Origin of the sequence: Pseudoalteromonas sp. R86517, assembly GCF_042466295.1 — a bacterium.
In the GTDB taxonomy this organism is placed as follows: domain Bacteria; phylum Pseudomonadota; class Gammaproteobacteria; order Enterobacterales; family Alteromonadaceae; genus Pseudoalteromonas; species Pseudoalteromonas atlantica.
Genome location: NZ_JAXHCB010000003.1, coordinates 275401 through 292003 on the forward strand (window position 1 = coordinate 275401; position 16603 = coordinate 292003).

The window sequence follows — 16603 nt, forward strand, 5'->3', positions numbered from 1 at the left end:
TTAAACCTCTTCCAACTCTATGAAGTTTGTTCCATTTACTTTTATACGGCTAATAACTTTAAATTTCGTTCCTGACTTAAACAATACTTCTTCCTCTTCTGGCTTGACTGCAGCATTGTTAGCAATATTAATCCCTGTTTTAGAAGTTATAAGTATTTTAGTATTGCCATCGAAGGGCTTATCTAAATTACTCGATGAACTTTTAAAACCTTTTTCATGGTGTATGCCACCAATAGGGAACAACTCCTCTAATAAGTCATCACTGAATTGATCTCCACGAATAACCTGTCCCTCATACCTCAACAATGGGTTTTCCGCCAATTTAATTAACGCTTGATCAGTATCAGCAACGGCCTTAGCCCATTTTTCCTTATCCTTAGGTGAAAACCCCCTAAGCCCAGAATTTATGGGCTTGTAAAGGTTTGTAGTATACACTGCAAGTGATAAAAACTCATCACGTGTTAAAACCTGCATATCAGGATCTAAATGGTAATTAATTAAAACGTGGTTTTTAAACTCTTCACCCTCTTTCCATATTAAACTAGTCACTTTATCTAGTTCTGAATGAATCAATGCATCTATAGAAAGCGGCTCTCCAATACTTTCATCGATAATAGACTGAGAGGTCATTGGGCTTGAGTTATCTCCTCCTCCCAATATAAGCAATGAAGTGGGATTTCCCGAAATAATCCCCTGCTTAATCTCTTTTGGCGTGATAAATCCAATTTGAGCGGCTTCAAGTAAATCCCTTTGTAACTCCTCACTAATTAGGCCTTCGTTAAATGCTTTTTTTAAGCTTGCTTTTAATCTTCTCTCTTCATCTTCTTTACAACTCAACCCAAACGGATCCACCCAATTAACCGGATTCGGTGCATATTGATAGTGATTTATGCCACCCACTAATCCAATCGGGTCTTGGTTTATAAAGCGTTGCTGTTTGGGGCTGTAGTAGCGATAACGGTTGTAATGTAAGCCACTTTCCTCGTCTAAATACTGTCCCTGAAAACGGATTGGTTGAGTGAAAGAGTCTTCTTTATTTGATTCTGCTTTTAACTCTTCATAACCATACACATCGGCTTGGTTTTCCCACACCACTTCTGCTTTGTTGTTTGTTACAAAACGTGGGGTATTCAGTTGGTCTAGGTGGTAGTAATACACTTCACCTTGTTTAATCAATGCGACTGGGTGAAATTGATTTGGCAGGTTGATATACCAGGTATATTCACCATGTTGGCATTCACCGATTAACTGGTCGTTGTCCCAAATGTAGTCAATCTTACCGTGTTCGGTGTGCTTGGCAATACGACGCCCGAGTGGGTCGTAGTCGTATTGGGTGAGCGTGCCGTTATTATTAAAACAACTTAATTGGTTAAATGCGTTGTATTCACGGCGGGTTTTAATGCCTTTACCGGTTTCGCGTATTTGGTTACCAAACTCGTCGTAGTAAAAGTCGCTGTCGCCAAGTTGTGTTAGGCGGTCGGCGTCGGTGGCACTGTTTATTGTGGTGTTGTTAGTACTTTTATTGTTTATTACTGAGTCAGCGTTGCTACTATTTTTGCTACTACTTTCACTACTATTTAGTGCTAACTCATTGTATTCGCTATGGGTGGCGCGTGTTAAATCAATAGAAGAGCTGGCTGTATGCTCATTACTGGCTGCATCATGTTCTATACCCTGCTCGCCTGTATCTCTAAGGTCTGCATCGCTTGTGTTTGATTGAACAGTCTGACTTTGCGGGTTACCAAAGCTATCCCACTGGTAGTGCGTGGTTGTATCAGCGCGTGAGCTTGCTAAAGTTTGTTGTATTAACTGGCCTAAGCTGTTGTATTCAAAATTGATGTTTTGGCTGCTTACGCCTTCGTTTTTACGGGCAATCAGCTGGTTGATGCTGTCGTAATTGTACGTACAGGTATCAAATAATGCTTGTGCTGGGTGCGTGAGCTGTTGCTGCGTTAAACGGTTAAATACATCAAACTGTTGATTGAGGGTAATGCTGTTACCAAACTGCTGGGTTTTAATATTACCTTGGCGGTCGTAGCTTAATGTTACGAGCGGCTGTGCAAGTTCAACCTCTTTGCTGTTGGCTTGCTGTAAGTGAATAGTACTTAGCTGGCCAAACTGGTTGTAGCTGTATTTAAGCGTGGTTGAATCTGGCAGGGTAAGGGTTTGCCTTCTGCCGTATTCGTCGTAGCTGTATTTTAAGGTATGCGCTTGTTGCTGGTTATTAACTTGCTCGGCGCACAGTAGCCGCCCGCCTTTATCAAAGCGTTGTTTAAGTGTTGATTGCGCATTATGTGCACGCGCTATTTTACCTTGCTTTGTGTAGCTGTAATAATTGGCGTTATTAACAATATGTGAGTCGCTTGCAAGGCTTGCATGCTGCGCAGTTACACGGCCAAGGCTGTCGCGCTCTATTTTTACATGGCGTTTGTTGCTTTGCGTGACTGAGGCTAAGCGGTTACAGGCATCGTACTTATATTGCTGTAGCGTGCCATCAAACCCGGTTATTTGCGTTGGGTTTTCGTTCGCGTCGTAACTTATGCGGTATACGTGACCATCGCTTCGCTCGATGGCTGTTAAGTTGCGCTCTTTGTCGTACGTTAAATGCAGTGCGCTGCCATCGGGCTGAATAACACAATGCGGTTGGCTTAGCCCTTCAAAGTGTTGCTCGGTGGTGTGGCCTTTGCTGTTTTGCGAGCTAATTAACCGCCCTGCTTCGTCGTAGCTAAAGTATTGATGCTGCTTATTTTCAGGCTCGTTTTCATCAAAGGCAATGGTTTGTGTAAGCTGGCCGTGCTCATTGTATTTATATTGAGTGAGTAAGCCTGCGTTATTCAGTGTGGCATTTACGCGGCCTAGGCTGTCATAACTGTAACGTATTAACTCATCGTTATGATGCTTTGCTAATAGCTCGCCTTGCTCGTTCCAAATAAACTTGGTGATTTGACCATTTTTATTAATATGCTGAGTTAACTGGCCGAGCTTATCGTAGCTGTATAATGTGGTGCGGCCATCACCAAAGGTTTCGCTTTGTAATAAGCCAGCCACACTGTATTTACGCGTAATGGTTTGGCCATCAGGTAAGGTAGTTAGTACACGTTGCCCAAGTTGGTTGTAAGCAAAATGGGTTTGGCTACCATCTGGCTGCGTTATTGTTTCTAATTGGCCGAAAGGTGTATAGCTATAGCGCGTTGTGCTGCTATCAGGCTTAATTTCACTGAGTTTTTGGCCTTGTGTATTGTATGTATATTGCCAAACGTTGCCGTTAGGGTCGGTATGTTTTAACAGTTTGCCTTGTGCGTTATGTACAAAGTGCTCTTTGTGGCCGCGAGAGTCTATACAGGTTGTTTCACCAGCCTCTAAGTTATATTCAAACTGGTAAGTATAGGTGTTGTTATCGCCCCACTGCTTTATACATTTAGCGCTGGGTGAGTAGCTATCCCACTCAAAATGATGGCTGAAGCCACTGGCTCGGGTACGCTTTGTTAATAAGTTAGCGGCGTTATACGCGTAGCGCTCAGTTTCGTTTTGCTGATTAGTAGACTGAACAAGGTTTTTGTTTTCGTCGTACTCGTAGCTTGCTAGTAATGGCGATAGCAATTGTTGTTTGTTGTTTTTATCGGTGCAGTACGCTGCTATTTTGCTTAATAAACCTTGCGCGTTGTAGCTAATTATACAGCCACGTACTTTATTTACTTCTATACGGTGTAGGCGCTCTTTAGCATCGTAATAAAACGCGATGCTTTGGCCTTTTTCGTTAATTATTTTTTCAAGCAGCCACGCGCTTTCGCCTGGTTTAAACGTAAGGTGTTGGTCATCTGGTGTTACAAGTACTTGCTTACCATTTGTTTGGTAATGTAGCGCAAGGTTACTACTTAACTGATAGCTTGATTGGCCAGGTTTCACCTTTTCAAATTTATGTTTAGCGCCGTGCTCGTCTTGGTACTCTAGCCAGTAAGTGCCTTTTTGCTTAGGGCCCACTTTTGGGGGCGGCAAATAATGCTCGGTAAGGCTTGCCATAAAGTCGTGGCGCCAACCATTACCCATTGTTGTGCACACATCAGCATGAGATGAGCGATACAAACGTCGCCACACTAATTGGCGGCTGCCTGCTAGGGTAAAGTCGATAAGCGGGAGAATTTCTTCGCCAGAGAGCATTGAAACTGGATCTGATCGGCACTCTTGATTTGTAATGGGCTCTTCACTTGCGGTGTTATTACTTGCACCACCCGTATTTTTAGCGGGTGCTTGCGATGCGCTTTTACCTGATGCGGTTGAGCTTGATTTTTTGTTCGACTTTTTGCCCGCTGAGCCACTATTAGTATTATCGCTTACTTGAATGGCCGACTTTGCTTTTTGATGGAAACACGTTACTGCGCCACTTACTAAGGCTTGGGTAAGTACGCTTGCGGTTTCGCGAGCTGATGCGCTGCGTAGGCAGTTAACGCCAGCACTATTTAATAAATTAATTACATCAAGACGTTTGGCAGCGTCACCTGTTAACGCACCACCAATTTGAGCTATTTGTTGTTTAGCCGTTTCAGGGGTGTTTGCCACAGTTGGCGCATAACCTGACGGCGTTTGGCCTTTGCCAGCAACTAGGCAAATGGGGTAACTCGTTCCTTGTAAAACAACCGTATTACTTTGCATTAGTTGTGTACTTCCTCACTTATCCATAAGTATGATGCTGCGGCCTGATATTTTGATTGTTCTTGAGAAATCACTAACACGTGTTTAAAGTGATTTACAATAGCCGGGCTTGAGGTCAATTGATATAAATTGACGAGTCCTTCAAGCGCACCAATTTTACCTAATTTGTAATTAGGTAATTCATAATGTGTATGCTCATTAATTAAATTACTGAGCAATTGTAAATTAGTCAGCCAAACATCACTTTGCTGATGTATGCCGTTGCCAGGTGCAAATATAAGATCTATATGGTCTTTATTATCCTGTGCAATTTTTGAAAATATACCGCCTAGTTGGTCGTGCTTTATAAAATCTATTGAAGGAGCAAAGTCATGACTAGTTTGCATCCAGCCAATTTGAGCCGTTTCAATAGTCGCGAGTGCACCACCTACTCCTAAGTATACCCACTCATTGTTTTTATCGGCTTTATAGGTAGCATCAATGGCAATCACGTTTGCCTTATCCCATTTTTTTTGCACCGCCAACTGCACTAACGTATTAGCACCAACAGCGCCATAAAATAATAAGTGCTCTACATGCTCAGGGAACAACTGTTTAAAACTTTTTGCTAAAAGCTGCTTTAGCTCATCTTGGTACGCAAGTGCTGGCAATAACCATACAAGTGGCAAGTTTGAGTCTTCTACTTTTGCAAAAAGTTCTTTCGCTTTTACTATGCAATCATAAATACAGGCATTCCATGATTGCCAAATAATACCGTCAGGTGGATTTGGGGTATCTGCATATAGCAGTGTATCTATGTCTTGCGACAAAGGCGTAGAAAAACAGCTTACGTTTACATTAAACGCCTTCATCCTTGCGCCTCTGCTTTTACATTTTTAGCCATCGATTTGTAGTAGGTATACAAATTAAATATTGCTTGGCTATAACAGTCCATTGCCGACATTTCTATTGCGCTTAACCTTTTATTAAGAGATTTGCCACCTACAAACCTCTGCAAGCAAAGCTCCTCCTCGTATTTAGGCCAGTTTTGCTGTAACTGCTGTTTAAAAGCCACTAGTGCTTGTTGTTCAGCATTAAATGCATTTACTTGAATGTCATAGCTTACGAGTAAATCGAGCTTATCACCGAGCATTCGCCTTATTAAGGCAATAATAGCTGTTGGGTTTTCTACTTGGTTTAACGACATACACGCTAAGGGCACTAGCTTTACATAGCCACTTTGTAATAGCACATGTAACGTGTCATCGACTGTTAAAACATTGCTTGCGTAATTACTTAATGCGTTTACTTGTTCCCAACTTAGTGATAATAAAAAAAGCGACATTAACGGTGAATTAACAAGCTTACTTTTACATAGCTCATCAAACACATGTTTTAGTACTTGTATGTTTGCATTAGAGTTGAACGCGCTGATAAGCGCCACTGTTTCGGCTGATGTTGCCTCTTGTTCGGTGCTATTAGCCAATGCAAAATAAATAGTGTTTAAGTCAATTAATGCAATTAAATTAAAGCTGTGTTGCTGTAATAAAACTTTATAAATAACAGCCTTTGCTAAGCCATGCAGGGACGGGCTGTTGAGCAACGAGTTTATAAAAGCCAGGTTAATTGTTTGCGGTAAATTAGCCATAACCTCTATACATGCCTGCGCAGTCACATCAAGGCTTTGCTCACTCGTTACTAACGTATTAATTAAAGTTAAATCGGGTTGTGTAAAGTGTTGAGGAGTATTATTTTTTTTAGCGGTTAGCCACGTTGTTTCTAACAGCTTTTTTTTAAGTGTTTTTACATAACCTACAGAAGTAAACGGGCAGCACTGCGCCTTACTAATACTGAGCAATTGTGCTTGATGATTACTTATGTAAGTAGACAGCAAGGTTAGCCACCTATTAATACAGTAGGGTTGCCAACAACAATTTTTCCGCCGTGGGAGCTATCATCACCCATTCGAGCTGCGGGTTTACCGTTAATTTTTACGCTACCAGAGCCTGACTTTATGCTGTCGGGTGGCCCAACACACACTAACATATCGCCTTTACGTGCTGCGGGCATGCTACCTATTAATACATTAGTTGAGCCTACCACAACAGGGCCGCCAACATGCGGGACTGTACCTGTGGTTTTAGGGCATACATGCATATGACCAATTGTAGCTGCGGGCTTACCCATAAAGACTCCTTGTCTTATTTACTTTTTGACAATAAAACTAATCAAATAAAGGAATAATTAATAATTTACTTTGAGAAACTAAACCCGATAATGTATCAACTAATTCTGCCTTACTATAATCCGAAATTGATACCGGGCTTTGTAATGCGTACTGATATAAAGCGGCTATGGTATCCTCACTATTTAAAGCATTATGTAAATTACTTAAAAACTGATTAGCATAATAACCATCCATAGCTTTTAAATGCGTTAATGCAGGATTTAGCAATGGATCATCTGGCCTATTTATTGGTAAACAAATTAAATACGGCAAACCATAACGGCAATATACAACGTAACCATTATTATTAATGCCATTTCTATGCCCTGTATAAAAGCTATTTATTATTTCCATAACTGCACTAATTTAATTTAATCATGCCAGCAGATAAAGTAATGGCGCTACCATCAACTTTAACGTTACTGCCTTTAATGTCTATATTAGTGCCTTCTATAGTTATATTACCTCTGCTGCTCATTTTAATTTGTGCAGAGCCTGTTTTAATTACTATTTCATCACCAGCTTCAATATTAAGTGTTTTACCCACTTTTAACGTGTCGTTTTCACCTATATCGCCACTGCGATTTTTAGCCACTTTTAGTGTTTCATTATTGCCAATATCAACTTTTCGATCGTTGCCAATTTCAATATTATGGTCGTGATCTGTTTTGTCGTTTTGGTCATTTTTTACGTAAAGCTGCTTATCTTTTTCTGCTTGAATATAAACCAGCTCGCTGCCTTTTTTATCTTCAAACCTTAGCTCATTAAAGTTATCGGCTCCGCCTTCTTTAGTAGAGCGTGTTTTAATACCACTTTGTGTTTTTTCACCAGGTAATGCATACGGAGGCATTAAATCTGCGTTGTACACTGCTCCGCTAATAATTGGTTGGTCTGGGTCGCCATTTATAAAGTCTACAAGTACTTCTTGGCCTACCCGAGGGAAGAAAAATGCCCCCCACTTTTTACCTGCCCAATTTTGCGCAACACGGATCCAACACGAGCTTTTTGAATCTTTTTTACCTTCTCGGTCCCAGTCAAATTGCACTTTTACGCGACCATATTGGTCAATCATTATTTCATCGGCGCTATCGCCAGTTACGATTGCCGTTTGCACACCATTTATAACTGGTTTTTTCTTATTTATTTGCGCTCTGTAGGGTATATCTTTGGGTACGCATTCAAAATGGTTTGAGTAGACTTCTTCTACTGACGACTGCTGAGAGCCAGACTGATTAGGCACCGTTATAGACGTCATCATAGAGGTAATAACAAATGTTTTACCTTCAAGACGTGGGTCTTCATGCTTTTTAAAGCTAAAGAGTTTACCCACTGTAAATGAACGACAATCACTGCGACCACTAGAAAGCTTCATGTCTCGCTGTAATGACTCAAGCTGAACAGATGCTAAATTAGCTGCGCGCGGGTGGCATTCTTGCTCGCCCGTGTATTCAAAAATTTCTGATACTGATTGCGTCGGTAACTCTGGATTAGCTTGCTCACCATCTGGGTAGCGTGATGGCTGTTTAAAATCGTAACCAACGCGTTTAAAGCTGCCTGGCGCAATACTTAAACCGCCCTGCCAACGTGATACATGAGATTCGCTTAAATGGCCAGTTGAGTAAACTACCTTTGCTTCGTCGCACACTTCATAAGCGGTTATATCATCAGCTAATACCAAGGTATGGTTGCTGTTGGTATGCTCAAAAAAGTAAAAAATACCTTCTTGTTGAAGCAATCGTTGAATAAAGTCAAAGTCTGACTCTTGGTACTGAACACAGTACTCGTATTTAGGGTATGTTTTGCTGGTTTTATCGCTAAAGGCAACATTGTGTTGGCCAAATAGGTCAGCAAATATTTCTTTAATTGTTTTCTTTTGGAATATTCGGCTGTTTTTACGGTTGCGCATAGATGCTGCAAACGGGACGATAGTTGCTTGGTAATCTATATAGTTTTTTTGTTCTTCTACATCAGCTGTACGGCTGCCGTTTGAAACCAAATGGCTTACTATTCCATGATAGTAACGCTCACCGCCGCCTTGTGCATTTTTTACCTTAATAGATACTGGCTTTCCAACCAAATCTTCATGTGCTATTTGCTTGCCAATTGTGTACATATTGGCAGACATAACAAATAAGTCTGACATTGCCTCTTGGGCAACAAAACGAGTTAAATAGAGGGCATCTTTACCAGCAGGGGTGCTAATCTGAATTACGTTGTTATTTTGTGTTGCTGTTTGCATTCCTTGCCTTTCCCATCCTAAAGATCAAAAAAAGCTCTGAGCAAAAGCCCAGAGCCATTATAAGATAACAAATATTACATTTGTTGACCTTTAACACCGCTGTAACCGTATACAAGTGGAGCAGTAATGTTATTTTTGTCGTCTGTTGGAGTAACAGTCATCATCATTTCTGTGTAGCTGATAGTGATTGTTTCAATAGGACGATCGTTTTGTACTGACACTGAATAGCTAGAAATCATCGCATCTGTAAGTTCGATTTTCATGATTTCTTCAACTTTATCACCTTGTTTAGTGATATGGAAAATAGCTGGTAAGCCTTTACCAATTGTCGCTTCTTTGAAAAGATCCGGAGATGCTTTATCTTGAAGTTTAGTGATAGTAACGTCGCCAAGACGAGTAGAGCTAGACTCACGGTCCATTGCTGTACCAGTTGCTGCGCTAATTTCACGGCTTACGTTCCAATCTAAAGATAATACTGTGATTAAATCTTTGAAAGATTCAGCTGTAGTTTCGCCTTTGATTGAACCGTATTTTAAATATGTATTTGCTTGCATTTGATAATGCTCCTTTTAATTAAACAATGTTATCCATTTAGACTGGATTATTTACTTTGGTTTCCCAAAAATTCCTTTGAAATCATTATCTTTAATACAGCAATGAAAAGGCCTTCAGATTCCTTTCCTTAGATGAAGACAATGTCTCAAAATTCCATGTAGTGATTTAAGGCACCAAAATTATAATACCCTAAAAATAAAGAAACAACCTTAATACTAAGTTAAATTAAATAAACTTTAATTTAACTCAATATTAAATTCATTATCTTTAACTGATAGCGATATACTATTTATTTTTTTGTCATCAATCATGCTAGAAAGTAAAACTTCCGACAACAAAGGTAATAATTTATTTTGCAAAATGGTATGAATGTTCCTAGCACCGGACCCTGCATTTTGACAATTATCAATAATATATTCTATTACGTCATTTTCATATTTAAGCTCAGCATCGTAATGCTTATTAACGCGTTTAATTATTTTATCAATTTGTAGTGATGCAATTTCTGTAAGAATATCGTCACTTAGTGGAATGTAAGGTATTACATTAATACGCCCTAAAAAAGCAGGTTTAAATGATGCGAGTAAATCATCTTGTAATGCTTTTAATAAACCTTTGATACTAGGTTTACTTTCTTCGTCTTCAAATAAACTCATGGTGGTATCAGTTCCCACATTAGAGGTCATAATAATGATTGTATTTTTGAAGTCGATATCACGGCCTTCACCGTCTTTAATTGTACCTTTATCAAACACTTGATAGAAAATATCTTGTACACCAGGGTGAGCTTTTTCCATTTCATCGAGCAATACTACGCTGTACGGTTTTCTTCTTACGGCTTCGGTTAATATGCCACCTTCGCCATAACCTACATACCCAGGAGGTGAACCAAGCAGTAGTGATACTTTGTGCTCTTCTTTGAACTCAGACATATTAATAATGGTGACATTTTCTTCACTGCCATACACTTCTTGTGCAAGCGAAAGTGCAGTCTCGGTTTTACCTACACCACTTGGACCTGCCAACATAAAAATGCCGTTAGGTCGGCTTTCATCTGCTAGTTGGGCGCGAGATGTTTGCACTACCTTAGCGATTAAATCTAGCCCATGGTCTTGCCCTACAACACGTTTTTTCATTTGCTGTGCAAGGTTTAAAATGCCATGTATTTCATCTTCGTGCATTTTACCTACAGGTATGCCAGTCCAATCTGATATAACCTGTGCAATAAGCTCTTCATCTACTTGCCAATGAACCATATTATGTTCAAAAGCAGTTAACTTTTCTTTACTCTGCTTAAGATTGGCTAAAATTTCATCTGATGAATTTTCTTGTTCTGAGTTAATAGACTCGAGTGCCTGATTAAGCTCAGCTACAATTTCTTTTTCTACTTTAAATTGCTCAGTTAACGGCGCTAACTGCTTTTCAATAGTTACAAGTTCAGTTTTAAGTGTATCTAGTTGCACTGAATGATCTAAACCTGTTTTTTGTTCACGGTGTAGCATCTGCACTTGTGTTTCTATTTCGCTTAATCGATTTACAAGTTGCTCTATAGTGTTTGGTGTAGATGCTTGGCTCATTGCCACCCGCGCGCAGGCTGTATCTAATAATGCCACCGCTTTATCGGGTAGTTGCCTTGCCGTAATATAGCGATGCGATAAGTGCACTGCACTTTCGAGTGCTTGTTCAGAAATAAATACTTTGTGGTGTTTTTCCATTACGGGCACTAAACCACGTAACATAGCCACTGCTTTTTCTGGCGTTGGCTCTTCTACTTTTACCACTTGGAAGCGGCGTGTTAGAGCTGCATCTTTTTCAAAAAACTTTTTATATTCAGCCCACGTTGTAGCTGCAATGGTTCTAAGTTCGCCACGAGCAAGTGCCGGTTTTAATAAGTTAGCAGCATCGTTTTGGCCTGCGGCTCCACCGCTACCAATCATTGTATGAGCTTCATCAATAAATAAAATAACCGGGTTAACTGAATTTTTCACTTCGTTAATTAATGATTTAAGACGATTTTCAAACTCGCCTTTCATACCTGCGCCAGCTTGTAATAGTGCTAAATCTAAGCTGTGAATTTTCACATTCTGCAGCACGGCAGGTACATCTTTTTGTGCAATTCTTAAAGCTAAACCTTCAACTACGGCTGTTTTACCTACACCCGCTTCACCGGTTAAAATAGGGTTGTTTTGACGGCGTCTGGTCAAAATATCAACCATCTGGCGAATTTCGAAGTCGCGTCCTAAAATGGGATCTATATTTCCGGCTTTTGCTTGAGCAGTTAAATCAACAGTAAATTGGTCAAGGCTCGGGGTTTTAGAGTTTGTAGCCGATTGACTAGCCGTGTTTTGTACTGAGTGATTACGCTCTTGCGATTGAGCAACTATTTCCGGCCACGCATGAAGTAACTGCCCTGGCTCTATTTTATTAAATAACTTACTGCAACGGGTTACTAAGCTCGATAAGGTATCGTCTTTTACAAGCGTATAAATAACGTAGGCACTGCGAATTTGATTATCTGTAAACTCAATACTGGTACTTAACCAAGATTGCTTTAATAAGCTAGTAACATGTACAGATAAACTAGGTGATGACTCACTACCGGTTTTAAACGCTTCTAAAGATTGATTTAAGTCTTGTTTTACTTTTTCAATATCAATGTCAAAAGAGCCAAAAATAAGTCTAACATCATCTAGTTGTTGCTCAATCATGGCAAGTAACCAGTGTTCAAGCTCCACTGTAAAGTGGCTTCTGCTATTACAAATTGCAACCGCCGCCTCTAGGCTTTTTCTGCAATCAGGGCTTAGTTTTTCAACTAATTTATTGAGTGTCATCGAAGACATACAGTGTTCCTTTTAATTTTAATTATCCCTTAAACGATAACTTAGTAGGGTTAGATTTTGATTTGTTATTTTGTACCGCTAAAAAAGAATTTGCGCCTAATTGGCAGTCATTCTTAGCCAGCTGAGCGGCGCCTAAATGCTGAAAGTCAGTTTCAATAACTAAGCGGAACTGGATTGAGTTTCCAACGTAGTCTTTAGTAATTTTGTTTGCGAGTTCAAACAAAGCCCCTTTGGGTAAAAGAAGTTTTGCTTTTTTTGGATCGTTTGATTGTATATGCACTTCAATATTAGAAGAGACATCCCAAACCTTTTTACCTAGCATGGTATCTACACCTAGCTGCGCATGCTGACCTTCAAATAATACTTGGCTTGCAAGGCGTGTTTGCTCTTGTTGGTGAAGTTCATGCCATTGACCAACCATTTGTTTTATTTTTACCTCGCAACCCAGGTATGAGCTAAGCACACTTTGTAAATCAAATGCGTTACGAATTTTTCGACTGTACAAACCCGAAAAATGCAACTGATGCTCATTATAGCCACCACTTAATAGCCCCAATATTTTGGTATATGGGTCTTTATTTTTGTCATTGTTTACATGGTTTAATGAAGGCTTATATTTTTTCCAAGCTCGGTAATACAAAGAGATCAGACGATGATTAAACATGTCGTAAAAATCGCGCATGGTCGTGTCTTTATAGCGCAGCCTTTGCATAACCAGTTCACTATAAAATTGCGGTAATGCACCAGAGCAGCCAGTTAACCCCATAAATGAAACCTGCATATTGACCTTGTGCAGACCATCTTCAAAGCCAGTTTCTTCTAGCTTAGTAATTGCATTTCCCGGGTAGCCAAACTTTTGGGTGGCCGTAAATTTTATTAGTTCTTGCTTTGGGTTGCTATCGTAACCGACGTGGCGATAATCTAAGCCACGCTTTTTAAGCTGGTTTTCAATAATGAAAACCGCTTTATAAAAATCGACTTGAGAAGCTTGGGCAATCAGTTGCTTTATCATAGTAGTGGTCTATCACCTACGCGCGCAGGCCACTGATAATATATTTGCTCTTGCTCTTTTAAACGCAAGCTCAAACGTGTGTAACTATTTATAGCGGCAAACTGAGCAAAGAAATGATCCAACACTGCGGCAAAAAAGAACATGCCACTGCCCGAAAAATCATCGTTAGCAAAAGTAATTTCTATCTCGCTGCCAGTTACAAAACTTACCCTGCCTTTTTGAATAACACGCGCGGTTGCAGGCTCAATACTAACGCGATATATATTATCTATTAGCCCTTTGGTTTGAGGCGATGCTCTAAAGTCATACAGACGAAGTACTTCTTTTAATTTATTACACGCATCTTCACCGCTAAACGTATCGAGTGTTAAATGATTAACAAGCTGCCAGCGCGTTGCATCGGCTAATACGGGTCTAACTGCATGTGTAAAAGGCGCTAAACAACGAATTTTTTTAATTACATCGCCGCGCTCTGGCATCAGTAACCCAAGCTCATCGTCGCCAAATGGCATACTCGCAGGTAAATTACGGTTGCTACAATGTGCGCGTACAGTGAGTACAGAGTTACCTTCACCATATTCCATAGCGCTGTTTTCAAATTTGGCATCTACCAATGACATAAATGTCTCGGTGCCAGACTCTACATAACCGCCCGCCCACGACGCTGTTTCTCTTCTTATATGCCAAAATAGGTCTTCGTGACCTTGATAATTTGGATGAGTTTGACCATAAAATGGCGCAACGACTTGTTTATTACCTTTGTGATCAAACGCTATAACCTCTGAAATACCAATCACTTCAGAAATTTCTGAGTCCATATAACGCGGTGCAAGTTGATACTCGTATTCACTTATCTCAGGGCGAATTGGCTCAAGTTCTTGTTCAAATAAGTTAATTATTGGCGTGCACCCGAGTAAAAACATATCCTCATCAACCTGTTTCTCAAGCTCACTTGACTCAGTATCAAGGTATATATAGATATCACATTTGTTGGAGTTTTTAGGTAATACGCCGCGTATACCTTCAAGTTCAAAAAAACGAAACTTCTCAGGAAAAGTAAAGTTTTCGACCAATAAACGATAACCGGCAGCAGAGCGCTGAGAGTAAGGCACAACCGCTTCGTGTGTTTCAAACCCGACCGCTTTTAATTGGTTTTTTGATAGGTATTTAATGCCTTCTTCGCCATTATCTATGGCTATACCAATGCTGTGTTTAAATAACAGTTCATACACTTTAAGAGTATGGTGCCACTGCCCGTTTATATATACGCGAAGTTTTTCTAAACCAGTTTCTGCAAGCGAAACGCCCTTGTATTCACCGGTTAGCTCTAACTTAAATATAGACTTTGCCTTTTCATGCCAACGCGGCTTAGGCGCTACAAAAGGGCTGTTATCAAACTGGGCTTTAGTAATTTCAATGGGCCAAAGGTAGGTTTCGTAACAGGTTTGAAACTTACATTGCTTCATAGAATCAACGTTAGTTTCAACTTCACTTGCTCTTGGGATGACAACACCCGCCGTTGAAAGGTTTTCGGCTTCTAATTTTACAATCGACATAGAAGGGATAGGTGCTTGATAATCTGGTAGCATCTGCCCTAATAAAGCATCCGTTAATTCAGGAAAACTGTCATCTAGCTTTTGTCTAATATTGGCTGTTAAAAATGCAAACGATTCAATAAGCCGTGATACATGAGGGTCTTCAACATGATCTTCACTAAGCTTTAAACGCCCAGCTACTTTTGGGTATTTCTCAGCAAAGTCTTTACCTAAATGACGCACAAATGCTAATTCACGATTGTAATATTTTAATAATTCATCGTTCATAATGATGCCTCAATAATCTTCATACCTAAATTTACGGGCTCTACCTCAGAATCAAAGCTTATAAATTCTGGCTCAGGATCAGCGTATAAAAGCGCATTAATACGCAAGTTTAAAACACGATTAACTGGTACTTCTTCATCAGTAAATACTTCAACTTCTAAAAATCGTGGCTCAAATTTTAAAATAGTGTTTCTAACTGTCTCGCATAGCAGTGCTCGGCCTTCATGAGAACTAACCGACATACTTGAAAAATCAGGTAAACCGTACGATAAACACGATGTAGCAAGCTCACTATATTGTGTAGGCCACGTGTGCCATTGAATTCGGGCGTTAAGCAGTGCTTCTATATCTCTGCGCACATTTTTACGTAGCTCACTTATAGTGATCCCTTCGGTACGCGATGGTGCATCTTGAAAGTCAGGCTCATCATCAATGAGCCTATCTAAAATAGATGCTTGAAGCTGCTGCTTATGTTCTATCATTATTGCTCAAATATAAATTATGCTGCTTCTACAGCATTAATTTTTAAATTAGGAATTGTGATCGCCTCATCATTCACAAACAGCATTTTCATGCCTTTACCAATAATGAATTCATCTTTGAGTTCAACCCAGTCCGAAACCTGACCTAATTTTTCAAGATCCGATTCAGCATTGGCATAGACAAGCGGTAAATGTGCAGTGCCTGAAGGGCCTTCTTTAATCGTTATTTCAACGCGTAGCCAAATGCTTTCTAATACTGAACTTACAGGCTCTACTTTTATCGATTCAATTTCATCAAAATTTGCCAAGTAAAATTCGCCATTTGTCCCTAATACTTCTAAATAAGGGTTTAATGTATCGTCCAAGTCGCGTGCCACAGACTCTGCATCACCTAACGTCGTAACTCTTAACGTTTCCATTTGCGCAGAAAGCTCAGCAGCTTCGTCTATTTCGCCCTCTAGCAATGCCACATGCATTTTTAAAAACAGCGTGTCTATCTCATCAGCATCATGAAATAATTTAGGGATCCCTTTACCTTGGTAAAAGTCTATTCGTGATTGCTGAGCACGGATCAAATGTCTAAGATTCACAGCACCTACAGCAAACTCAGGATTTTTTTGAACCATAAAGTCGAGTTGTTTGTCTGCTTTTTCTAGATCACCATTTATGCAAAGTAATTCTGAATAGATACTTCTTATATCAAAATTTAAAGGTTCATCTTGAAGCTCTGTAGCACACAAAGATAGTGCTTCAGTTAGTTTTCCCTCGCGAATCAAGCTATGTATTTTCTTCATGG

The 16603-nt window shown here is 39.9% G+C and carries 12 protein-coding genes; all 12 read right to left on the reverse strand.

Annotated features, from left to right (window positions below; translation table 11 throughout):
• The 12 genes from SJY38_RS17965 to SJY38_RS18020 all read right to left on the reverse strand — a co-directional run bounded on the left by SJY38_RS17965 (position 1) and on the right by SJY38_RS18020 (position 16601).
• Positions 1 to 4650: an RHS repeat-associated core domain-containing protein gene (locus SJY38_RS17965; protein WP_286741115.1), complete on the reverse strand. Its 4650-nt coding sequence runs from the start codon at positions 4648 to 4650 to the stop codon at positions 1 to 3.
• Entirely contained in the window at positions 4650 to 5501 is an 852-nt protein-coding gene (locus tag SJY38_RS17970) for a hypothetical protein (RefSeq protein ID WP_286741117.1), read from the reverse strand. The genes SJY38_RS17965 and SJY38_RS17970 overlap by 1 nt, the downstream gene beginning before the upstream one ends.
• The gene (locus tag SJY38_RS17975; protein WP_377110469.1) at positions 5498 to 6523 is read right to left on the reverse strand and encodes a hypothetical protein; all 1026 of its coding nucleotides are present in this window, start codon (positions 6521 to 6523) and stop codon (positions 5498 to 5500) included. Before SJY38_RS17975 ends, SJY38_RS17970 begins: the two co-directional genes overlap by 4 nt.
• A gap of 2 nt (positions 6524 to 6525) precedes the next feature.
• The gene (locus SJY38_RS17980; protein WP_024032867.1) at positions 6526 to 6816 is read right to left on the reverse strand and encodes a PAAR domain-containing protein; all 291 of its coding nucleotides are present in this window, start codon (positions 6814 to 6816) and stop codon (positions 6526 to 6528) included.
• 37 nt (positions 6817 to 6853) lie between these two features.
• Positions 6854 to 7210, reverse strand: coding sequence for a hypothetical protein (locus SJY38_RS17985; protein WP_024032868.1), 357 nt, complete (start codon positions 7208 to 7210; stop codon positions 6854 to 6856).
• A gap of 7 nt (positions 7211 to 7217) precedes the next feature.
• On the reverse strand, positions 7218 to 9095 hold the full coding sequence (locus tag SJY38_RS17990) for a type VI secretion system Vgr family protein (protein ID WP_377110471.1): 1878 nt from the start codon (positions 9093 to 9095) through the stop codon (positions 7218 to 7220).
• A 74-nt stretch (positions 9096 to 9169) separates the two neighbouring features.
• On the reverse strand, positions 9170 to 9649 hold the full coding sequence (locus SJY38_RS17995; RefSeq protein ID WP_024032870.1) for a type VI secretion system tube protein Hcp: 480 nt from the start codon (positions 9647 to 9649) through the stop codon (positions 9170 to 9172).
• Positions 9650 to 9886: 237 nt separating this feature from the next.
• Positions 9887 to 12490: a type VI secretion system ATPase TssH gene (gene tssH, locus SJY38_RS18000; RefSeq protein WP_273611270.1), complete on the reverse strand. Its 2604-nt coding sequence runs from the start codon at positions 12488 to 12490 to the stop codon at positions 9887 to 9889.
• A gap of 22 nt (positions 12491 to 12512) precedes the next feature.
• A complete protein-coding gene (tssG, locus tag SJY38_RS18005; RefSeq protein WP_126009403.1) occupies positions 12513 to 13502 on the reverse strand; it encodes a type VI secretion system baseplate subunit TssG in 990 nt (329 codons plus the stop codon).
• The gene (gene tssF, locus SJY38_RS18010; RefSeq protein WP_377110472.1) at positions 13499 to 15325 is read right to left on the reverse strand and encodes a type VI secretion system baseplate subunit TssF; all 1827 of its coding nucleotides are present in this window, start codon (positions 15323 to 15325) and stop codon (positions 13499 to 13501) included. The genes tssG and tssF overlap by 4 nt, the downstream gene beginning before the upstream one ends.
• Positions 15322 to 15807, reverse strand: a complete 486-nt coding sequence (gene tssE, locus SJY38_RS18015) for a type VI secretion system baseplate subunit TssE (protein ID WP_064387136.1) — start codon at positions 15805 to 15807, stop codon at positions 15322 to 15324. Before tssE ends, tssF begins: the two co-directional genes overlap by 4 nt.
• 17 nt (positions 15808 to 15824) lie before the next feature.
• Entirely contained in the window at positions 15825 to 16601 is a 777-nt protein-coding gene (locus tag SJY38_RS18020; protein ID WP_024032875.1) for a type VI secretion system accessory protein TagJ, read from the reverse strand.
• Positions 16602 to 16603: the final 2 nt, after the last annotated feature.